This window comes from Amycolatopsis sp. DG1A-15b (assembly GCF_030285645.1).
Taxonomy (GTDB): domain Bacteria; phylum Actinomycetota; class Actinomycetes; order Mycobacteriales; family Pseudonocardiaceae; genus Amycolatopsis.
In genome coordinates this window covers 9,696,622-9,716,598 of sequence record NZ_CP127296.1, presented here as the reverse complement: position 1 = coordinate 9,716,598, position 19,977 = coordinate 9,696,622, and the positions used below count along the sequence as shown (strand labels likewise).

The window sequence follows — 19,977 nt, the reverse complement described above, 5'->3', positions numbered from 1 at the left end:
GGCATCGGGGCGCGAGCCGGCGCGGTGCGCTACGACGTCGTGGCGGTGAAAGTGGCCGCCGGCCCCGTTCCCGTGGCCGTCACCGCGGCGATCGTGAACGTGTAGGCCGTTGCCGGTTTCAGGTTGTCCACGACCCTGGTCATGCCCTTGACCGTCGGCTGGGTGACCAGGGCGTCGCGGCCCTGCACCGGGATCGTGCGGCCGTCGGAGACCGTGATCACGTAGCCCAGCACCGGGGTGTCGCCCGCTGCCGCCGGCGGGTTCCAGCGGATCGAGGCCGCGGTGGCGCTCGGCAGTGCCCGCGCGCTCGTCGGGATTCCCGGCAGCGCCGCGGGTTTCAGGCCGGGGGTCACCGGTGCCGATGGCAGCGAGGGCTCGCTCGTGCCGAACGCGTTGCGCGCCGCGACTGTCACCGTGTACGGCGTCCCGTCCGTCAACCCGGGCACTTCGGCGTACGCGCGCTTCGCGAAGTCGGCCGCGGTGACGGTGGCCGAATACGTGCGCCCGCCACCCGATGCGGTCACCACGTAGTCCGTGACCGGTGCGTTGTTGAAGGCGAACGTCGGGTTCCAGGTCGCGTACAGCTTCCCCGCGACGGCGAACGTGCCGACCCGTGACGGTGCTTCGGCCGGTGCCCGCCCGCCGACCGGCCGGGTGAGCAGCCCGCGGTAGGCCGGCTCGAGGCCCGCGTTCGCGACGATCGCCGCCGGTGCGCCGGCCGGGTTCGCGAGGAGCTGGTTCCCGCGGGTGATCGCGCCCTTGTCGACCTTGTCGCGGTCGCCCTGCTCCCAGTAGTTGCCCTCGATCAGCGTCGGGTCGTTGTTGCCGAGGTCGTCGCGGTAGTCGACGTGCACCGTGCCGACGTTGAAGTACGCCGTGCGGTACAGGACGTTGCCGCGGATCGTCTCGTAGGTGTTGCCGTTGTCGGTGTAGACGCCCTTGCCGAGCCCCCACTGGTCGTGGATGACGTTGCCGGTGACCTTCTCGCCGTCGTCGAGGGAGCTGCCGGTGATGCCCTGGGTGTAGACGCCACCGCCGTCGTCGAGCATCTGCATGTAGTCGAAGATCAGGTTGTCCGAGACGACGTTGTCGTGCGACAGGTTCGGCGTCGCAGGCCGCTTGATCTTGTCCGGCCAGCCGCCCCAGCCGACGGAGATCGCCGAGTAGCCGACGTGGTCGATCTGGTTGTGGGAGATGGTGTTCCGCACGGTGTAGCCGTTGACGATCGGCACGCCGCCGTGGAATTCGCGCGGCAGGCCGTAGAGGTGGTTGTCGGTGACCCGGACGTCCCGCACGACGTCGGCATCGGTGTCCGTCACCGGTTTGTCGACGCCGCCGACCTGCACGCCGTTGCCGGAGATGTCGGTGAAGACGTCGCCGCGCACCTGGGCTTCCTTGGTGCCGTCGATGAGGTCCAGCCCGGCGCCGCCGAGATGGGCGAACACGCTGTCGGCGAATTCGACGCGCCGGCCGTGCGAGACGGAGACGTTGGCGGGTTCCCGCGTCCACGAGGCGTACGGGCAGGTGCCGCCGGGCACGAACTGGCAGAGGCCTTGGACGGCCCAGCCGTCGGCGCCCGTGATCGTGTACCCCGCCTGGATTTCCGAGAACCCTTCGGGCGACGAAGGCGTCAGCCAGGTCGCGTAGGAGTAGCGCAAGCCGCGGAAGGCGATGTCGTGGATCGGCGCGGCGGCGGTGCCTTTCGCGTCGAGGAGCTTCTCCAGCACCGGCATTTCGACGTCCGCGCGACGCAGGTCCTGGCCGGGCTTCGGCAGGTAGTAGACGACGCGGGCGGACCGGTCGAGGTACCACTCACCCGGGGTGTCGAGCAGTTCGAAGGCGTTTTCGGCGTAGGTGGGGTGCCGCCCGTTGGTGAGGTCGGCCGGGCCGACCATGTTGACGCTGCGGCCGGGGATGTCCGGGAACAGCACGCGTTTCGTCGAGTTGTCCCAGCACGGGCCGGCCATGGTGATCGTCGTGCCTTCGGCGGCGGCGAGGGGGCAGCGCGGTTCGGTCCACTGGCCGAGGCCGTCGCGCTGGACGTTCCAGAGCGCCTCACCCGAGACGTACACGAACTCGACGTCCTTCGGGTTGCGCCAGTGCGCGAGCGTGTCGGCACTGGCGGTGTACCCGGTGGCGGTGGCCTTGACGGTCACCGGCAGGGGGCCGCGGGCGCGTTGCTCGCGGACGCCGTCGACGTAGAGCTGGCGGGTGTTGTCCAGCCCGGCGGGCGCGGGCGCGGCGAACAGGCCCGGACGGCCCGGCACGGGCTGCCAGCCGGTGACGCGCACGCCGCCGTTCAGCTCGGTGTCACCGCTGCCCTGCCAGATGACGCGGTGACCGTTGCCGCCGGAGTCCCGCGCGTCGAGCTGCAGGGGTGCGGCCAGCCGGAAGACGCCGGGCGCGAGGTGGACGGTGAGATCCCGCGTGAGGTGCGGTGCGCGTTGCCGCACGAGGTCGCGGGCCCGGTCGAGGGTCCGGACGGGGTGGCCGGCGCTCCCGGAGGCCCGATCGGACCCACCGGGTGAGACGTAGACGTCCCGGCCGGCGGCATCGGGACCGGCCGCGGCCACCGGACCGGTCGTGGCGAGCAGTGCGCCCGCACTGAGGAGGACGGTCACCACGGTGCGCCGCCGCGTCGAGCCCCACTTGGTCAGCATGGAGGAAAGATAGGATCTCTCGACCAGGATGTCGACAATTTCCCGCTCAGCGGGGCAGACGGTCCCCTATTCATCGGATGCCTGCTGGGCGAGTCGCCGGCTCGCTGGTCAGTCGCGGCTGGGGCCGAAGCGTTCGGTGCGGATCCGGTGCGGATCGTGGCCCAGGGCGACCAGGATGTCCGCCACCGTTTCCACGAAGCCCGTCGGGCCGCAGACGAAGCACGACGCGCCGAACTCGGCCGGCCAGCCCGCCGTGTTGATCGTCGCCACGTCGATGCGGCGGGGAATGCCGAGGCGGCCTTCGGGCAGCTCGCGGGTGTACACGTAGGTCACGTCCACGCCCGCCACGGGCGTGCGCAGCTCGTCGGCGTAGTACAGCTCGGCCGGGGTGCGCAGCGAGTAGATCAGCTTGAACGGCGTGCGGACTCCCGCCGCGCGGCGGGCGCGGACCATCGCCATCAGCGGGACGATGCCCGAGCCCCCCGCGATCAGGAGCACCGGCGCCGGGTCCGTCGGGCGCCAGGCGAACCAGCCGCCGATCGGACCGCGGATTTCGACCGGGTCGCCGATCGCGTACGGGCCGGTGAGGTGTTCGGACACCTCGCCGTCGGCGACGCGCTGCACCGTCAGCTCCACGCGGTCGCCGTCCGCCGGCGCGGCGAGGGAGTAGCTGCGCTGCGCGCGATAGCCGTCCGCGGCCGTGAGCCGGACGTCGACGTGCTGGCCCGCCAGGTGGCCCGGCCAGCCGGGCAGGTCGAAGACGAGCGTGCGCGCCGTCGGCGTCTCGTCGCGGAATCCGGCCAGGCGGGCGACCCGCCAGGCTAGTCGCCCTGATACCGCTGTTCGCGCCATGGATCCCCGTAGTCGTGGTAGCCGGCGTTCTCCCAGAAGCCCGGCTCGTCCCGGGTCTTCAGCTCCAGCCCGCGCACCCACTTCGCGGACTTCCAGAAGTACAGGTGCGGCACGAGCAGCCGCGCCGGGCCGCCGTGCTCGGGCGTCAGCGGCTTGCCGCCGTACTCGTAGGCGATCCAGGCCTGGCCGTCGAGCAGGTCGGCCAGCGGCAGGTTCGTCGTGTACCCGCCGTAGGCGTGCACCATCACGTAGTCGGCTTCGGTGTCGAGCCCGCCGACCAGCGTGTCGATCGAAACACCGCGCCAGCGAGTGTCCAGTTTGGACCACTGGGTGACGCAGTGGATGTCCACTGTGGGCTTCTCGCTGGGCAGGGCCATCAGCTCGGCCCAGTTCCAGGCGTGCTTCTCCCCCGCCTCGGTGGTGACGGTGAACTCCCACGTTTCGGTCCGCACGCGCGGGGTCGGGCCCGCCGACAGCACCGGGAAGTCCTCGGCCAGATACTGCCCCGGCGGCAGCCGCGGGTTGCCGCTGCGCGCGCGGCCCTGGAAACCCGGTGTCACGACACCCATGCGGCGCTCCTTCCCGATCGCGCCGAGCCTACGCCCGCACCCGCAGCCCGAGCGACGTGACGAGCACCGCAGCCTGTTCGGGTGACACGATCGCCCCGGCCAGCTCGGCGTTCAGCGGGTCGAGCGCCGAGAGGTCGCTGCCCCGCAGCTCGGCTTTCGGCAGCTTGACGGCGTGCAGCAGCGCCCCGGACAGGTCGACGTCGGCGAACACCGCGCCGGCGCAGTCCGCCCCGGTGAGGTCGGCTTCCCGCATCCGGACCCCCTGGAAGGTGACCGCCCGCAGGTCGGCGCCCGCCAGCCCGGCGAACGACCAGTCCCCGCCGGTGACCCGCAACGGCCGCAGCTCGCACTCGGTGAACGTGGCGCCGACGAGCTTGCACCCGGTGAATTCGGCGTCGAAGAAGTTGCACCGCTTGAAAGCGCAGCCGGTGAACGCCGAGTCCGTGTGCCGCGACGCGTTGAAGCGCACGTTGCCGAACACGCAGTCGGTGAACACCGAGTTCCGCGTGACCGCCTCCGAGAAGTCGACCTCGTGGAACTCGCACCGCACGTAGTGCCGCCCGGCGAGCTCCTCCCCGTACCGGTCGTCGCGGACGAATCGCTGGTCCTCGACGGGATCTTGCGTGGCCTCGGACATGCCGCCAGGCTAGCGGCAGACCCGATGCCGGAGGGGCCGCGCATGCTCGACGCCGACGACGTCCGGAGGGCCGTGCCGATGACGGCCGCCGTCGAAGCGGTCCGCGAGGCATTCCTCGACCTCGCCGCCGGCCGGTTCGTGGTGCCGCAACGGCTCTCCTTCGCCGGAGCCACGACGCTCGTGATGACCGCCTGCCACACACCGTCGTCGACGACGGTCGTGAAGACGCTCAACCTGGTCCCCGGCCGGACGCCGATGATCCTGGGCACGCTGGTGTGGAACACCGCCGACGGCCAGCTGGTCGCCGACGCCGTCGAGGTCACCACCCTGCGCACCGGCGCGGTGTCCGGCGTCGCCACGGACTTGCTCGCCCCGCCCGGGGCGAGCCGCCTGGCTCTCCTCGGCACCGGCGCCCAGGCCGCCGACCAGGTGCGCGCCGTGGCGGCGGTGCGCCCGGTGCGCCGGCTGGCGGTGTTCGGCCGCGACCGGTTGCGAGCGCAGGCGTTCGCGGACCGGTTGCGCGCCGAGTTCCCGGAGGTCGCGGTGCGGCTGGCTTCGAGTGCCCCGAACGCGGTGTCCGACGCGGAGATCGTCTGTTGTGCTACGTCATCCCGTGCCCCTCTCTTCAGAGTCGATGACTTGCCGGAACGCGTTCACGTCAACGCGATCGGGTCGTACCTGCCGTCCATGCGGGAGCTTCCCGCGGAGTTGCTCGCCACCGCGGGGTGCGTGGTGGTGGATCAGATCGACGCGGCTCTCGAGGAGGCGGGCGAGGTGATCCACGCCGTCGACACCGGGCTTCTCGAGCGCGCTGAGCTGGCCGAGCTGGGTCCGGCCCTGCGCACGCCCCCGACGGTCAGCGGGCGGACCGTGTTCAAGTCCGTCGGGCTCGCGATTCAGGACTGGGCTATCGCCCGGCTGCTCGGTGAGGCGGTGCGTCCCTAGGGCGAGCCGGTGATCGGGGAGTCACCGCCGACCTGGCTGCAAGCGGTGGCTCGTGCCCGGCAGCGTCTTGCCCACATGGTGCTCACCCACGCCCAAGGCGGACATTGCCCTCGAATCACTCACCAACAGTGCCGAAGCGGTGCCGGAGAGCAATAGCGAGCGGCCAAACGGCGCAATCTCGGCCTTGGAGCGTTTGATCGGTCACCTGATGCGGGAATTTCGCGGCATGTCTCCTTGGCGAACCACCACCAGACGCAACACGGCCGTGCGGGTCATCACGGCGATCGGCGCGATCTTCGCGGGGATCGAAGTTCTCTACATGATCATGGTGCTCGCCGGCGCGAATGCCGGGAACGCCTTCTTCCAGTTCATCAGGTCACTGGCGGTTCCTCTCGCGTTGTTCTGGCCCGGCTTGTTCCCGGTCGACAGCCCCAGCTTGGCCGTGATCCTCGACTTCGGCCTCGCCGCGGTGTTCTGGCTGGTCATCACCGGCATCATCGCCCGCTTCGCGGGCCGGTGACCGGCGGCGATCCGCTGGACCACCCCGGAACCACCCGCCGTCGCCGCCGATGGTGTCCGTGGGCGACACTGGACGGATGAGCGACGGCAGGTGGTTCGACGGCTGGTCGCCGTGGCCTGAGCTGGCCGGGTTGGCCGCGGCCGGGCGTTCACTGCTCCCGAACGTCCCGGTCACGCCGGCCGCCTTGGCGCGCACCGTCACCGAACAGCTTGTCGGCCGCCGGCTGACCGCGAAGGTGGGTGACCGCGAAGTCGCCTTCACCCTCGCCGAACTCGATTACCCGGCCGACAGCCTCCGGCTGGCCACCGGACGCCTCGGCGACGTCCGGATCGTCGCCGAGGACGTCGATTGGCCGGAACCGGACGCCGAAAACGCCACAGCCGCCGCAGTCCCCGAAGCCGCCGACGGTGGCGCGTCCGGAAGCATCCCGCTCCGCCGCGTCACCGTGCTCGCCGAAGACGTCCGCCTCCGCTCGCTGCCCACGCCGGCCGCCAAACCCGCGCGGGTGCAGCTGGCGATCGCCGTCTCCGCCGACGTGCTGCGGGACCGGGTGGCGAAAGTCCGCCCCGGGATCGTCGCGGCCCCGGCCGAGGGCGGGCTGCTACGGATCCACTGGGCCAAGCGGCCGCACTGGGGGCACCTGACTCTCCGCCCGCAGGTGGCGGACGACGGCGTGGTGCTCGTGCCGCAGACCCTCCACATCGGACGGCGGCAGCTGCGGCCGCCCCGCCGCTTCGAGCCCATCGTGCTTCCCCTGCCGGAACTCCCGCCCGGGTTGAAACTGACGAAGGTGGAGCCGCGGCACGACGAGCTCGTGCTGCACACAGTGGCGGAGGAATGGCCGGAGCGCCTCTCCCGCATTCCCCTGCCGGACCTCCTGAGCTGGCTGACCACCGCGGCCATGACCCTGACCCTGCCGAACCTCGGTGCGCGTCCATAGCTCTCCCCCTTCGCCGGTGCGAGCCGGAATTGGCTCACACCGACCAAGCTACTCGAACGCGCGTTCGAACACATCACTCACACGGGTACACCCGGAAAACCGTTGCCACGCAAGGAAATCAGGCCACCGGGAACCAGGTCCCCGAAGCCCATTCCACGTCGCCCCAGGCCGCGCGTTCGTCCGCCCGCGGATCGAGCACCAGATCCGTGTCCTCCCGGAACACCAGCACCGGCCGCAATTCCGGGCCGTACAACGGCCATTCGGGTCCATCGGCCGACGCGACGCCGTCGCGCACGAACCCCACCCAGCAGCGGTGGATGAGCAGGGCCGCCCGCTCGCGGGCCGGGTTCACGGCGGTCCCCTGCGCGGCCAAGGGAAGCGGGACCTTCCACGCCATCGTGGTCTCGGTGCCGTGGCCGCCGTCGAGCTGCTCGGGCACGCCGGGCGCGGCGATGTCGATCCGGTACCGGTAAACGGGAGCGTGCGCGGACTGCGCGTCGGCGAGCCGCTGCGTCGGGATGCCGTACCGCTCGTCGCCCATCGCGGCGATCCGGGCGGCTCGCAGGTCGGGGACGCGCCGAAGGTACGTTTCGAGAAGCCGCGAAGCACCCGAATCGCCGAGGATGCTCGCGAGAACATCGGCAGCCGGAGCGGAAGCGACCTCTTCGCCGAGCATCATCGCGTACGTGCTGCCTTCGTTGCTGTTGCAGCCGACCAGCAGCGGAACCCCCGCCGCGCTCCCCCGCCGGATCGGCCCGATCGGCACCTCGGGCAGCACGCGCGGGTGCAGCGTCGGGCGCCACAGCCACAGCGCCTGGAACCCGCTCAGGATCCGTTCCTGCGCCTCCACGAACTCTTTGGCCGGCAGCGACCGCAACGCCGCGATGTCCTGGCAGCCCACCTCGTCCAGCAGGCGCCGCGCCAGCGCCGTCCCGGCCTCCGGCGTCGCCACGTGGTCCGCGCCGCCGGAACTGCTGATGGCCTGCGCGAACAACCCCGCACCCAGCGGGCTGCCCATCAGGTTCCCGACGCTCTTCGCGCCCGCCGAGACGCCGTAGACGGTGATCCGCGCGGGATCCCCGCCGAACGCGGAGACGTTGCGGCGCACCCACTTCAAGGCCTCGACCTGGTCGAGGAAACCGCAGACGCCGGCGTCTGCTTCGGATTCGCCGAAGATCCCGCCGAGGTGCAGGAAGCCGAGCGAGCCGAGCCGGTAGTTGATGGTGACCACGACGATCCCGGCCCGCGCGAACTCCTCGCCGTCCCCCAGCTGTTCGCCGTGGCCGACGCGGTAGCCGCCGCCGTGCAGCCAGAACAGCACCGGCCACCCGCCGTCGGGCGCGGGGCCCTCGGGGGTGCAGACGTTGAGGTACAGGCAGTCCTCGTCGCACACGGCGGACGGGTTCATCGGGTCCGGTGCCTGCATCGCGTGCGGCCCGTACTCGGTGGCGACGTGCACGCCGCCGGACAGCGACGGCGGCCGCGGTGCCTTCCACCGCAGCTCACCGACCGGCGGGCGGGCGTACGGGATCCCGCGCCAGACGCGGACGCCGTCACCCGCCAGCCCGACCAGCGCCCCGAGTTCGGTCGTGACCGTCGGGACGGAAGCCATCAGAGCGAGGCCTGCTCGACCGTCGGCAGGCAGACCTCGAACCGGGTGTTCCCCGGCTCCGATTCGACGCGCAGGTCGCCCTGGTGCCGCTCGACGACGATCTTCCACGAGATGTCCAGGCCCAGCCCGGTGCCCTCGCCGACCGGCTTGGTCGTGAAGAACGGCTCGAAGATCCGCGGCTTGATGTCCGCGGGGATGCCCGGGCCGGTGTCGCCGATTTCGACGCGGATCTGGTCGTCGACGCGCCACGTCCGCAGCGTCAGCGTGCCCTCGCCCTTCATCGCGCCGAGGGCGTTGTCGATGATGTTCGTCCAGACCTGGTTCAGCTCGGCCGGGTACGCCGGGATCTTCGGCAGGCTGCGGTCGTACTCCTTGACGACGCGGATGCCGCCGCCGATCTTGCCGGAGAGCATGACGAGCGTGGAGTCGAGGCCGTCGTGGACGTCGACCCACTGGTGCGGCGCCCGGTCCATCTGCGAGTACTGCTTGGCCTTGCCGACCAGCGCGGAGATCCGCGTCGTGGAGTCCTCGATCTCGCCCATCAGCATCTCGGTTTCGAGCGCGTAGGCGAGCCAGCGGACGGCACCTTCCATGAAGGTGTCACCGACCTGCTCCAGGACGTTGTCGAGGTCGGCCGTGGTGAGCCCGGCCCGGACGTAGATGTCGGCGAGGTCCCAGCCGCCGTCGATGCCGTGGTCGTCGAACCAGTCGCCGATCTCGTCCTCGCGGTCGGCCTGCTGCATCGCGGTCAGCTTCTCGGCCTGCACGACCTGCTTGACCAGGCGTTCCTGGACGTCGATGAGCTGGTAGAGCAGCTCCGGGTCGATGTCCTTCTTGGCCAGGAAAGCGAGCTTGTGCCGCATCCCGGCGACGCGTTCGCGCAGGGCGGACGTCGCCCGGACGGCGGCCGCGGCCGGGTTGTTCAGCTCGTGCGTCAGGCCGGCCGAGAGCTCGCCGAGCGCCAGCAGGCGGCGGCGGGAGCCGATCACCGTGTCGCTGTTGCGCCAGCCGAGGTACATGCCCTCCAGCAGGTGCGTCGCCATCGGGAACCACCTGCGGAACTCGACGGAGAACTCCGCGGCGGGCAGCGCGAGCAGCGTCAGGTCGCTCAGCGCCTGCACCGAAGCGCCGTAGCGGTGCTCGGCGTCCTGGTGCACGAAGAACTGCGTCGCGCCGAAGTAGGCGCCGCGCTGGTCGGACCGGTTCGTCTCGACTTCGGTGCCGCTGACCAGCCGCGTCATCCGGACGGCGCCGTTCAGGATCACGTAGAAGCAGGTCGCTTCGTCGCCCTCGCGGATGACGAAGCTGTCGCCCTCGTACTCCTCGAGCACGGCGTTGGCGGCAACCCAGTCGAGCTGGCCCTCGGAAAGGTGTTCGAACAGGAAGAGGCCGCGAAGCTCTTCCCGCGGCAGTGCGCTCATTGTTCCTCCAGGTACCGGTGTACCAGCGTCACGGCCATCGCGCCCTCGCCGACCGCGGAGGCCACCCGCTTGACCGACTGGGACCGCACGTCGCCGGCCACGAACACGCCCGGGATCGACGACTCGAGGTAGTGCGGATCACGGTCGAGCGGCCAGCCGGCCGGCCGCTGCCCGGCGCTCAGGAGGTCCGGCCCGGTGCACACGAAGCCGTGCTCGTCGCGGTGGATCGCGTCGCCGAGCCAGTCGGTGCGCGGAGCCGCGCCGATGAAGATGAACAGGTGCCCGGTCTCGACCGTCTCGGTGACGCCGTTCTCGCAGAGCGTGAGCCGCTCCAGGTGGCCGTCGCCGTGCACCTCCTTGACGGTGGTGTGCGTGCGGACGTGGATGTTCTCGATCCCGGCGATCTGCTCGATCAGGTAGTGCGACATCGACGACTCCAGCGACGCGCCGCGCACCAGGATCGTGACGTCGCTGGCGTGCTTGGAGAAGAACACCGCGGCCTGCCCGGCGGAGTTCGCGCCGCCGACGATGTAGACGTGCTCGCCCTTGCACTCGGGCGCCTCGGTCGCGGCCGAGCCGTAGTAGACGCCGCGGCCGGTCAGCTCCTCGATGCCGTCGGCTTCCAGGGCGCGGTAGTTGACGCCGCTGGCGAGGATCACCGAGTGCGCGGCGATCTCGCTGCCGTCGCCGAAGGTGATCACCCGCTGCGAACCGCGGGCTTCGAGGCCGACGACGTCGCGGGCGGTCAGGACCTCGGCGCCGAACTTCTGCGCCTGGCGGCGCGCCCGGTCGGTCAGCTGCGCGCCGGAGACGCCGTCGGGGAAGCCGAGGTAGTTCTCGATGCGCGAACTCGTGCCGGCCTGGCCGCCGGTGGCCTTCTTCTCGACGAGCACCGTGCGCAGGCCCTCCGAAGCGCCGTACACCGCGGCACCGAGGCCGGCCGGGCCGCCGCCGATCACGACGAGGTCGTAGAACTCCTGCGCCGGCCGGGTCGACAAACCGACCGCGTCGGCGATCTCGCCGCCGGTCGGGTTCTTGAGGACGGTGCCGTCCGGGGTGACGACCACGGGGATGTCCTTGTCGGTCGCCTCCGCGGCCTGCAGGATCCGGCAGCCCTCGTCGTCGTCGACCGAGTACCAGCGGTACGGGACCGCGTTGCGCGCGAGGAAGTCGCGCAGGTGGAACGAGGGCGAGTTGTAGCGGTGGCCGATGAGCTTGACCTCCTCGACCGGCTTGTCGCCGACCGCCTTCCAGGTCTCGACCAGCGCGTCGATCACCGGGTAGAGCTTCTCCTCCGGCGGGTCCCACGGCTTGAGCAGGTAGTGGTCGACGTCGACGACGTTGATCGCCTGGATCGCGGCGTCGGTGTCGGCGTAGGCGGTCAGCAGGGCGCGGCGGGCGTGCGGGAACAGGTCCATCGCCTTCTCGAGGAAGGCGATCCCGTCCATCTGCGGCATCCGGTAGTCGGCGAGGATCGCCGCGACGGCGTCGCCGCGCAGCTTGATCTCGCGCAGCGCTTCGAGCGCGTCCATGCCGGAGTCGGCACGGATGACGCGGTAGTCCTTCCCGTAGCGCCGGCGCAGGTCACGGGCGACCGAGCGGGACACGGCGGGATCGTCGTCGACGGTCATCAGGATCGGCTGGCTCACGAGATGCAGCCTACGGCTCGCGGCGCCCGGTCGGCGAAGAACGTCTTTTCGGCAGCTGGACCCGCTCCAGGTCCTGCGCCACGACGATCTCGCCGTCGAACTCGGCTCGCGCCTCCGCCGCGAAGCGCTCCGGATCGGCGTAGCGCTGCGAGAAGTGCGTCAGGACGAGCTGCCGGACGCCGGACTCGGCGGCGACGCGCGCCGCCTGCTGCGCGGTCAGGTGGCCGAAGTCCTCCGCCAGGGCGGTGTCCTCGGCCAGGAACGTCGACTCGATCACGAGTGTGTCGGCGTTTTCGCTGAGGGCGTACACCGCGTCGCACAGCCGGGTGTCCATCACGAACGCGAACCGCTGGCCCGGCCTCGGCGTGCTGACGTCCTCGAGTTTCGTCGTCCCGAGGCGCCCTTCCCGCTGGAGCCGGCCGACGTCGGGGCCCGCGATGCCGTATGCCTTCAGCCGCTCCGGGAGCATGGTGCGGCCGTCGGGCTCGGTCAGCCGGTAGCCGAACGCCTCGACGGGGTGGCTCAGCCGCCGCGCCTCGAGGGTGAACTTCCCGCCGGCGATCGGGCCGTCCTCGGCGATCGGGTGTTCCCGCAGGTCGGCCTGCTCGTAGAACGCCGTCGCGTGCCGCATGCGTTCGAAGTAGTGCGCGCCGGACGCCGGGAAGTGGGCGTCGACCGGGTGGCCGACCTTGTCCAGCGACAGCCGCTGGATCACCCCGGGCAGGCCGAGGCTGTGGTCGCCGTGGAAGTGCGTGACGCAGATTCGCGTGATGTCCGTGGCGGCCACCCCCGCTCGCAGCATCTGCCGCTGGGTGCCTTCGCCGGGGTCGAAGAGGATGCCCTCGCCGTCCCAGCGCAGGAGGTAGCCGTTCTGGTTGCGGTGGCGCGTGGGCACCTGGCTCGCGGTGCCCAGCACCACCAGTTCGCGGGTCGACACTCCCGCACGTTACTCAGTTTGCGCGTCGCCCGTTCCCAGCTTCCGCAGCCGGAAGGCCAGCACCAGCAGCACGATGCCGTAGATGAGGGCGTAGATGCCGACGAGCAGCGCGATGCCGTACGCGCCGGCGATCGGGTTGATCACGATGAGGACGCCCGCGATCAGGGAGATCGCGCCGGCCAGGATGAGGAAGGCCTCGCCCTGGATCTGCTTGCGCAGCCGGATCGCCGCGGCGATCTCGGCGATGCCGGTGATGATCGCCCAGAAACCGACCAGCAGGGCCAGCAGCAGGACGGTGATGCCCGGCCAGACCAGGACGAGGATCCCGGCGACGATGCCGAGCGCGCCGAGAACGCCGTAGGCCACCCGGTGCCCGGTGTCGCCCGGGCGGAACGCCTGCATCAGGCCGCCGATGCCGTCGACGATCGCGTACACGCCGTACAGGATCGCCAGGACGAGCACGGTGGCGCCGGGCCAGATCAGCGCGAAGAGCCCGAAGAGCACGGCGAACCCGCCGCGGACGGCGGCGATCGGCCAGGCTTTGCGGGGTTCGACGACGGTGAACGCTGCGAACGAGGTCATCTGCCGCTCCCGGATCGATGGACACCTCAGTATCGCGAGGGTTACCCCGTCCGGCTCCCGGAACACCCCGTTCGGGCGTATCCACAAAGGACCGGCGTGCGCCGCGGCCGCCACCACGGCGCACGCCGGTGCTCAGGGGTAACTCACCAGGTTGACGGCCTTGGTGCCGGACGGCGTCGCCGGGCCGGTGTTGTTGATCACGTGCGTGATCGTGCCCTGGTAGTTGAGCGAAACGGTCACCATGTCGTGGAACCGGACACCCGGCGTGTTCGGCGCCTCGTACGCGTGAGCGCTGGCGACCGACGGGTTGGTGCTGAAGTAGCAGTAGCTGCCCAGGCCCCAGGCTTCGTGACTGGTGACGTTCGGGCCGACCTTGTAGGCGGAGAAGCCCGGCGTCGATCCGTTCATCCAGCTCGCCTGGTTCGGCACGTCGTAGGGCATTTCGTTCTGGAAGAAGTAGGTCCGGCCGCCGTTGCCGTTCCAGACCACCTGCGTCTTCTGGTAGTGCTCGACGAAGAGGCCGTACATCGTGACGTCGTTGCCGTTGACGACGAGCCCGGTGTCGGCGGTGTTGGTGGTCCAGCCGACGTACTCGTTGCGCTCGGCGTGATCGGCGCGCCAGATCCACATGTGGTCGCCGATCACGTTGCTGCTGTTGACGACCAGGCTGGTGGCCGCCTTGCCGACGGCGGCGCCGCCGATCCGGAAGAAGACGTCGTGCAGCGACGTCGGGTTCGCCGCGTGGTTCGCGGCCGAGCCGGCCGGGCCGACCTGCATGAGGGTGGCCGAGCTGGTCGTCCCGGCGTCGATGAGCAGGCCGGCGACCTTGACGCCGTCGACGTCGTCCACGGTCATCGCGGTGAGGCCGTTGTCCGGGATCAGCGTGGCGATGCCGAGGCCGAGCACGACGGTGTCCGGCCGCGTGACGCGCAGCGTCTGGTTCAGGTGGTAGACACCGGGCGTGAACAGCAGGTTCTTGCCCGCGGCGAGCGCGGCGTTCAGGTCCGCGGCGGTGGCGCCGGGCTTGGCGATGGAGAACTGGCCGATCGGGATCGACGTGCCCGGCGCGGTGCCGTTCGCCCAGCTCGTGCCGGCGGCGTTCGTCTTCACGCTCGGGACGAACACCTGGTAGTTCCCGGCGCCGTCGATGTAGAGGAAGGGCTTTTCGCGCACGACCGGCGTCTGCGCGACGGTCGTGTAGGGCGGCGACGGGAAGGTGTTGGCGGGCGCGCCCTGGACCCCGGCGAAGACCATGTTCCAGTTCGAGCCGTTCCAGCTGCCGAACTGCGAGTTGCGGGAGATCCACTGCTGCTGCGAGCCGGAGCGGACCTGGCCGTCGATCTTCGTGTCGGAGATCCAGCCGCCGCTGGCCCAGCCGCCGTCGTCGAGCTGCAGGTCGCCGCGGACGTGCATGCGTCGGTAGGGCGCGGCCTGGGAGACGGCCCACCGGTCGGCGCCCCCGTTCGGGTTCACGGACAGGTTCTCGGCGCCCCGCCAGAAGTTCTGGGTGGCGTTCTGCGGCGGGAACCAGTCGGCCTCGACGTGCACGGCGCCGTTGACGGTGACGGCGTCGGGGCTCAGGCCGAGGCCCAGGACCTGCGTGTAGAAGCCGACGTTGACGTCGTTGGCGTAGGTGCCGGGCTTGAACATGACGGCGTAGCGCTGGCTGCCGAACTGGTTGCGTTCCTGCTGGGAATAGATGCTGTTGAGCCGGCTTTGGATGGTCGAGCTCGGCATGGACGGGTCGAAGATCACGACGTTCGGCCCGAAGTCCGGCTGGCCCGGCTGGCTCGTGTTCACGGGGGCCAGCATGAAGGACTGCGCGGCGGTGCCGTTGCAGGTGTACTGCTGAAGCTGCACGGAGTCGGCGGCGGAGGCGCCCGGGACGTCGAGGCACTTCCCGCTGTTGCGGCTGACGAAGTGGTACCGGTTGCCGACCTCGTCGACGGCCTGCCACTGCTGGTTGGCCCCGCTGGAGTAGGTCCAGAGCTGGACGAGCCCACCATCGGCGGTGGAGACATTCGTGACATCCCAGGCGACGGCCGGGTTGGTCCGGGCGTTGATCCGGAAGTAGCCGTCCCCGGTGGACTGGAACTGCCACTGCTGCGAGGCGGTCTGGTTGCAGGTGTACTGCTGGACAACGGTCCCATCGGCCGTACCGGCAGCCCGGGCATCGACACACTTCCCACTACCGGCGGCGGCAACGGTGTACCACCCGTCCGGGGTAACAGCGGCTTCCGCGCTTGTCGTTGTCATGCTTCCGACCAGGACCGACGCGGCCGCGAGCAGCGTCATCACCCGCCGTCTCGTCATCGAAGCCTCCTCTGCCGCACACGCGGCGCCATCGAGAGGTGTGCCCGGTCTGAAGACGCGGCGTAACGGGCGGGGACCTCGGCGTCACAACCGCGCAAAATGTAACGGCGGCCACAGCGGGGCGTCAATACAGGACTAAAAATAAGGTGTGAATGTGCTGGTCAGAGGGCTGTGGATCGTGCCGCGGGGTTGCGGGGACCCCCGCGTTGAGGGGGTCTGGGCGGGGTGTAATGTATGGGCATACGAGATGCGGAGTTCACCTTCGCCTCGGGGCTATGGCGCAGCTGGTAGCGCACCTCACTGGCAGTGAGGGGGTCAGGGGTTCGAGTCCCCTTAGCTCCACATCGTAAGAAACCCCTTCGTTTCAGCCTTCCTGGTTGGTCGGAGGGGTTTTCTGCGTTCCGGGTTCGATCTTCGGTGATCGTCTTACAGCGTGATCTTTGTGCTCCTGGTGGGGCAGAACTGGGGCACCGCGCCCCCTTTCATCCGGCGTCGGGGCGTTGTTCCCGCTGCTTGTCGGCTCGTCGGGGCGGCTGACCCCCACCGTGACGAAGAGGGGGACAACCGGCGCCACCCGCCCACCCTCGACCACACTCGGTGACGGCGTCGGCGGTGGCGGGGCCGCCGTATGCCAGCGGCGCTCGAGATCATCCAGCAGCCGCTGCTCGACCTCCGGGGCGACGTGGCAGTAGGTCTCGACGACCCGGTTGTCCAGGTGATGCCCGAGCCGACGGGCCTGCGCGATCTCCGGCGCACCGCCGGCGATCAGCCACGTCTTGTGGCTGTGCCGCAGCCCGTGAAAGGTCAACCCCGGCCGGACCGCCGCACAGCCCGCCTTCGCCCCGGACGCCTCGCTGCCGTCCACCGCCGGACGGAAGACGCATCGCGAGAACGTCGAGCGCCACAACCACGTCCCGCTCGGCGTCGTGAACACGAACTGATACCGGTGCCACGCGAGATGCTCGCGCAGCAGCGCGACCAGGAACGGCGGCAGCGCGATCGTCCGCGCCGAGGCTCGGGGTCTTCGGCGGACCCAGCCACCGCATCGACCCCGACTCGTGCAACGCACCCACCAGCGGATCAATCACCAGCACGCCGCGCCTCAGATCGACGTTGTCCCGATGCAGACCGGCCAGCTCGCCCCACCGGCAGCCGGTCCACGCCGCACCGTCTGCTGCGGCGTCACCCAGATCCTCTCCGGTACTGCCCGTCGTGACCGCCGGCCACGACGCCTCCGCCGCCGCACGGGATTGAACGGGATCAACCGCTCATCGGCCGCATCGGTCAGCAACATCGACAACAGGTTGAGTTGCGAACTCACCGTCGACGAGGCGTACCCAGCTCGCTCCAGCTCTCGGGCCCACTCGGTCACACCCAGCGCCGTGATCGCACCCAGCGGCAAGTGGCCGAACATCGGCAGGATGTGACACCGCAGCCGACTCCGGTAGCTCTCGATCGTCCGCGGATCCAGATCCAGCGACCGGAACCACCGCCCTGTCCACTCGGCAACCGTGACCGCGCTATCGACCGGATCAATCCATACCCGCCGACGCCGATCCGCCCCTAACCCGGCGGCATAGGCCGCAGCGTCACGCCGCGAACCGAAACCGGACACCGAACGCTTGCCGTCGATACCTCACCCGCCACGACCTGTTGCCGCACTGCTCCACCCACGCCACAACGACCTCCACACCTGGATGAGGCCAACGAGGCGTTGACCCCAACGGTGGAGTTCCCCGGGGCAGACATCTCCAGCGTCCGCCCTCAACGACGATGCAGGCGCCAACCGGCATCCAGATGCACAGACGGCCCGGCAGCGGATTACGAGACATCCCTTAGGAATGGCCTTGGCATCCGGCACCACTACCCCGCGACACACGCATCTGAGGATTGGGAGATTGCCCAGGGAATCGTGACCGTTCCAGCCGGGCCCGAATCGTCGACGAGGTGCGTCCTGTTCCGGTCTGCAGCTCAACTCACTCCGAAGTATCGGACTGGCAGGGGAAGCCGCTCGAGGGCTTCGATGGCGTCGCGTTGCGCCTCTCGTTCCTGCCGAACCACCTCTCCGTAAAGATCCTCGGCAAACTCACGATAAAATTCCAGATCATCGACGCTTTTACTGTGCTCGGCGCGCCGTTCGGCGAGTCGAGACTCGGTAAAGTGAATGGTCAGATCGTCAATACGCTCCCGAAGAGATTCGCGCAATGCCTCGCCCGTGTCAGCACTCATCGCCAAGTCACATAAATGGCGCAGAAGAAAGAGATCCTTGGATTTCGAAGGAACACCGCCTCGGACAATTCGCGCTTGTATCGGCCAATCGGACCTCGTGAAGAAACCCTCGTTCGCCTTCCCGTCTGGATACTCGAGTGCTGGGCAGATCCACACGGGCCTCTCATCCCCCGCACGGAAACCCGCTCGATCCGCCTCGGCCAGGTCATCAAGGTCGGCCTCGGCGACATCGACGCCCTTCACGAGGCGCGTGACCAGGGAAAGGTCGTCGGCCGCGATGGGCAGGTATAATCGATTAAGCGCATAGAGCACAGCTGCGCGGATCTCGTCCGGATTCATGATTTCTCCACCACCTGTATCGACGACCAGATCATTCTAGTCGATCGGTCCGCCAGGGCCAATCTTTCCATTTTGCCACTCTTCGATCGCGTCGTCATTCACCTCTTGCCAATACCTGCTGTTCGGACCTTGCCAGCCCAGTCTTCATAGTTCTCGGGACCGTCGACCCGCTCGGTCAGATAGCGCTCGGTGGTCCTCGATCCACTCACTAGCCTCGAGATCGGCGGTCGCATGCACCATTTGCAAGCTGCCGTCCATCCCATCGACCAAGAACGGCCCATGGCCCACCACCATGTCGATGAGTTCCCGGGAACGCACATACCCCTCGCTTTGACTGCAGATCACCCAGCCAAGCCGGTGCGGGTCGACGTCCGTGATCACCATCTTCGGCCCGCCCGCAGCCGGCCAGCCGGCCAGATGCCGCTCGACGACCTGGACGACCCACGCCTTCGACACCATGGCAACAGGCTATGGGTGAAGGACGTGTGGGTGCGTCCCGACTACTCCAGCCGACCACGCGGAGACCGGCCGAGCGACCGAGATAGCTCATCAGTGCGGGTTCCGGCTGCACGGAACCGCCCCACTTGAGCTCTGTTCAACGGCTCCAAGCCCGGGTTGTGCCTACCGCACGTTTGTTCAAAACGAACGCGGGCGTTCCTCTCACCAATTTCACTGGGGCATAGCTGGGGCAAACCCCCTGATACAACTGCGCTCAACAGCACACAGTTGCAAGCAACGGCGATCAAGCGCATCATTTCACTAGGCGATTCTCCATCGCCGCAGGTCAGGGCCATGATCGACCCTCACTGGCAGTGAGGGGGTCAGGGGTTCGAGTCCCCTTAGCTCCACAGTGACGAAACACCGCCCGCCGGATCCGAAGATCCAGGTAGGGCGGTTTTTCGCATCGGCGAACTGTGAGTTTCGCCAAGAAGAAGTTCAGCCACCGACGAGTAGCTGGGGCAAAACTGGGGCACGCGCCGACGGCGGCGAAACGGGGTCACGAAAAGTGCCCCAGCAGCGTCGCCCGAACAGGTGGATCACCAAAGGCTCTCTGAGCCGGCACCTCCACAGGGTCCGCCACAGGGTCAGCCGCAGGCTCCGCCGCCGAACCGAACCAGCTTCGATGCGGTTGGCAGTGGATCATCACTGTTCTGTCTCCCCCGACGCGGTCGAACGGAGTTAGCAGCGACCATGATCCGTCGCGCACCTTGAGGCCGCCATGAAGACCGACGATCCACTTCACCACTCCAACGCTGTAACGCCTGAACTGCCGAGGCAGTCCGGTCCCGCCGGCTCCCCCACCGGCGACGACGCAGGCCACCTCCTCTACACACCGGCCGCCGCTGCCGAACGGCTGACCATCGGCGAGTCGTGGCTCCGCCGCAAAGCCGGCCAGCGCCTCATCCCCTGCACCTTCGTCGGCAAACATTTGCGCTTCTCCGACGAAGACCTCCGCGCGATCGTCGCCGCCGGCCGCCGCGGACCGAGCCAGCGGAACCAGGCTCCGAGCCGGCCCGGCCGACAACTCTCTCGTCGCTAGCACCCGATCCGGTCGTATACCGAGGTTATTCGCCGAATCAGCATCCTCTCTGTCGCCTATGGAGCGGTCCTGGACACGCACCACCACGCGACCCCCTCACCACAGCGCAGGAGCTGTGGAGCACCGTCCCAGCGCCATCAGCATCTCCCCAGCAGGACCGGGGCCGCCGACTCGCCACAGCAGTGCCACTTTCGCCCGATCCGAGCCGGCAGCGGAAAAAGGTCGTGGTCTG

18 protein-coding genes and 2 tRNA genes are annotated in these 19,977 nt (G+C 69.3%); 6 read left to right on the top strand and 14 right to left on the bottom strand.

The features are described from left to right. Positions 1 to 29: 29 nt before the first annotated feature. From QRY02_RS45195 to QRY02_RS45180, 4 genes are all read right to left on the bottom strand, one after another. The gene (locus tag QRY02_RS45195; protein ID WP_285988816.1) at positions 30 to 2,660 is read right to left on the bottom strand and encodes a right-handed parallel beta-helix repeat-containing protein; all 2,631 of its coding nucleotides are present in this window, start codon (positions 2,658 to 2,660) and stop codon (positions 30 to 32) included. A 108-nt stretch (positions 2,661 to 2,768) separates the two neighbouring features. Next, the gene (locus QRY02_RS45190) at positions 2,769 to 3,512 is read right to left on the bottom strand and encodes a ferredoxin reductase (RefSeq protein ID WP_285988815.1); all 744 of its coding nucleotides are present in this window, start codon (positions 3,510 to 3,512) and stop codon (positions 2,769 to 2,771) included. After that, complete coding sequence (locus tag QRY02_RS45185; RefSeq protein ID WP_285988814.1) at positions 3,482 to 4,081, bottom strand: sulfite oxidase-like oxidoreductase; 600 nt, start codon at positions 4,079 to 4,081, stop codon at positions 3,482 to 3,484. Before QRY02_RS45185 ends, QRY02_RS45190 begins: the two co-directional genes overlap by 31 nt. A 28-nt stretch (positions 4,082 to 4,109) precedes the next feature. Further along, the gene (locus QRY02_RS45180; protein WP_285988813.1) at positions 4,110 to 4,718 is read right to left on the bottom strand and encodes a pentapeptide repeat-containing protein; all 609 of its coding nucleotides are present in this window, start codon (positions 4,716 to 4,718) and stop codon (positions 4,110 to 4,112) included. A 42-nt stretch (positions 4,719 to 4,760) separates the two neighbouring features. Here QRY02_RS45180 and QRY02_RS45175 point away from each other — a divergent pair, with 42 nt between their 5' ends. The 3 genes from QRY02_RS45175 to QRY02_RS45165 all read left to right on the top strand — a co-directional run bounded on the left by QRY02_RS45175 (position 4,761) and on the right by QRY02_RS45165 (position 7,123). Then, a complete protein-coding gene (locus QRY02_RS45175; protein WP_285988812.1) occupies positions 4,761 to 5,663 on the top strand; it encodes an ornithine cyclodeaminase family protein in 903 nt (300 codons plus the stop codon). 265 nt (positions 5,664 to 5,928) lie between these two features. Beyond that, positions 5,929 to 6,183, top strand: coding sequence for a hypothetical protein (locus tag QRY02_RS48775; RefSeq protein WP_353069663.1), 255 nt, complete (start codon positions 5,929 to 5,931; stop codon positions 6,181 to 6,183). A 76-nt stretch (positions 6,184 to 6,259) separates the two neighbouring features. Beyond that, positions 6,260 to 7,123 (top strand): hypothetical protein, encoded by an 864-nt coding sequence (locus QRY02_RS45165; RefSeq protein ID WP_285988810.1) that lies wholly within the window; start codon positions 6,260 to 6,262, stop codon positions 7,121 to 7,123. Between the two features lie 118 nt (positions 7,124 to 7,241). Here QRY02_RS45165 and QRY02_RS45160 read toward each other — a convergent pair whose 3' ends face one another. From QRY02_RS45160 to QRY02_RS45135, 6 genes are all read right to left on the bottom strand, one after another. Beyond that, entirely contained in the window at positions 7,242 to 8,735 is a 1,494-nt protein-coding gene (locus QRY02_RS45160) for a carboxylesterase/lipase family protein (protein WP_285988809.1), read from the bottom strand. Further along, positions 8,735 to 10,156 (bottom strand): ATP-binding protein, encoded by a 1,422-nt coding sequence (locus tag QRY02_RS45155; RefSeq protein ID WP_285988808.1) that lies wholly within the window; start codon positions 10,154 to 10,156, stop codon positions 8,735 to 8,737. The genes QRY02_RS45160 and QRY02_RS45155 overlap by 1 nt, the downstream gene beginning before the upstream one ends. After that, positions 10,153 to 11,805 carry a response regulator gene (locus QRY02_RS45150; protein WP_285988807.1) on the bottom strand — a complete coding sequence of 551 codons (1,653 nt, stop codon included), beginning with the start codon at positions 11,803 to 11,805 and terminating at the stop codon, positions 10,153 to 10,155. The genes QRY02_RS45155 and QRY02_RS45150 overlap by 4 nt, the downstream gene beginning before the upstream one ends. A gap of 10 nt (positions 11,806 to 11,815) precedes the next feature. Then, positions 11,816 to 12,742 carry a ribonuclease Z gene (locus QRY02_RS45145; protein ID WP_285988806.1) on the bottom strand — a complete coding sequence of 309 codons (927 nt, stop codon included), beginning with the start codon at positions 12,740 to 12,742 and terminating at the stop codon, positions 11,816 to 11,818. Between the two features lie 9 nt (positions 12,743 to 12,751). Continuing rightward, the gene (locus tag QRY02_RS45140) at positions 12,752 to 13,324 is read right to left on the bottom strand and encodes an HdeD family acid-resistance protein (RefSeq protein WP_285988805.1); all 573 of its coding nucleotides are present in this window, start codon (positions 13,322 to 13,324) and stop codon (positions 12,752 to 12,754) included. A gap of 132 nt (positions 13,325 to 13,456) precedes the next feature. Then, positions 13,457 to 15,637, bottom strand: coding sequence for an RICIN domain-containing protein (locus tag QRY02_RS45135; RefSeq protein ID WP_285988804.1), 2,181 nt, complete (start codon positions 15,635 to 15,637; stop codon positions 13,457 to 13,459). A gap of 269 nt (positions 15,638 to 15,906) precedes the next feature. Here QRY02_RS45135 and QRY02_RS45130 point away from each other — a divergent pair. Then, positions 15,907 to 15,979 (top strand) — tRNA-Ala (locus QRY02_RS45130). A 22-nt stretch (positions 15,980 to 16,001) separates the two neighbouring features. Here the strand turns inward: QRY02_RS45130 and QRY02_RS45125 are convergent. From QRY02_RS45125 to QRY02_RS45110, 4 genes are all read right to left on the bottom strand, one after another. After that, complete coding sequence (locus QRY02_RS45125; protein ID WP_502874172.1) at positions 16,002 to 16,502, bottom strand: hypothetical protein; 501 nt, start codon at positions 16,500 to 16,502, stop codon at positions 16,002 to 16,004. Between the two features lie 237 nt (positions 16,503 to 16,739). Next, complete coding sequence (locus tag QRY02_RS45120; RefSeq protein ID WP_285988803.1) at positions 16,740 to 17,252, bottom strand: tyrosine-type recombinase/integrase; 513 nt, start codon at positions 17,250 to 17,252, stop codon at positions 16,740 to 16,742. Positions 17,253 to 17,608: 356 nt separating this feature from the next. Beyond that, positions 17,609 to 18,205 carry a hypothetical protein gene (locus QRY02_RS45115; protein ID WP_285988802.1) on the bottom strand — a complete coding sequence of 199 codons (597 nt, stop codon included), beginning with the start codon at positions 18,203 to 18,205 and terminating at the stop codon, positions 17,609 to 17,611. 144 nt (positions 18,206 to 18,349) lie between these two features. Continuing rightward, positions 18,350 to 18,664, bottom strand: coding sequence for a YrhB domain-containing protein (locus QRY02_RS45110; RefSeq protein ID WP_285988801.1), 315 nt, complete (start codon positions 18,662 to 18,664; stop codon positions 18,350 to 18,352). Between the two features lie 314 nt (positions 18,665 to 18,978). Here QRY02_RS45110 and QRY02_RS45105 point away from each other — a divergent pair. Both QRY02_RS45105 and QRY02_RS45100 read left to right on the top strand, forming a co-directional pair. Then, positions 18,979 to 19,053 (top strand) — tRNA-Ala (locus QRY02_RS45105). 371 nt (positions 19,054 to 19,424) lie between these two features. After that, the gene (locus tag QRY02_RS45100) at positions 19,425 to 19,745 is read left to right on the top strand and encodes a helix-turn-helix domain-containing protein (protein WP_285988800.1); all 321 of its coding nucleotides are present in this window, start codon (positions 19,425 to 19,427) and stop codon (positions 19,743 to 19,745) included. The last annotated feature ends 232 nt before the right edge of the window (positions 19,746 to 19,977 follow it).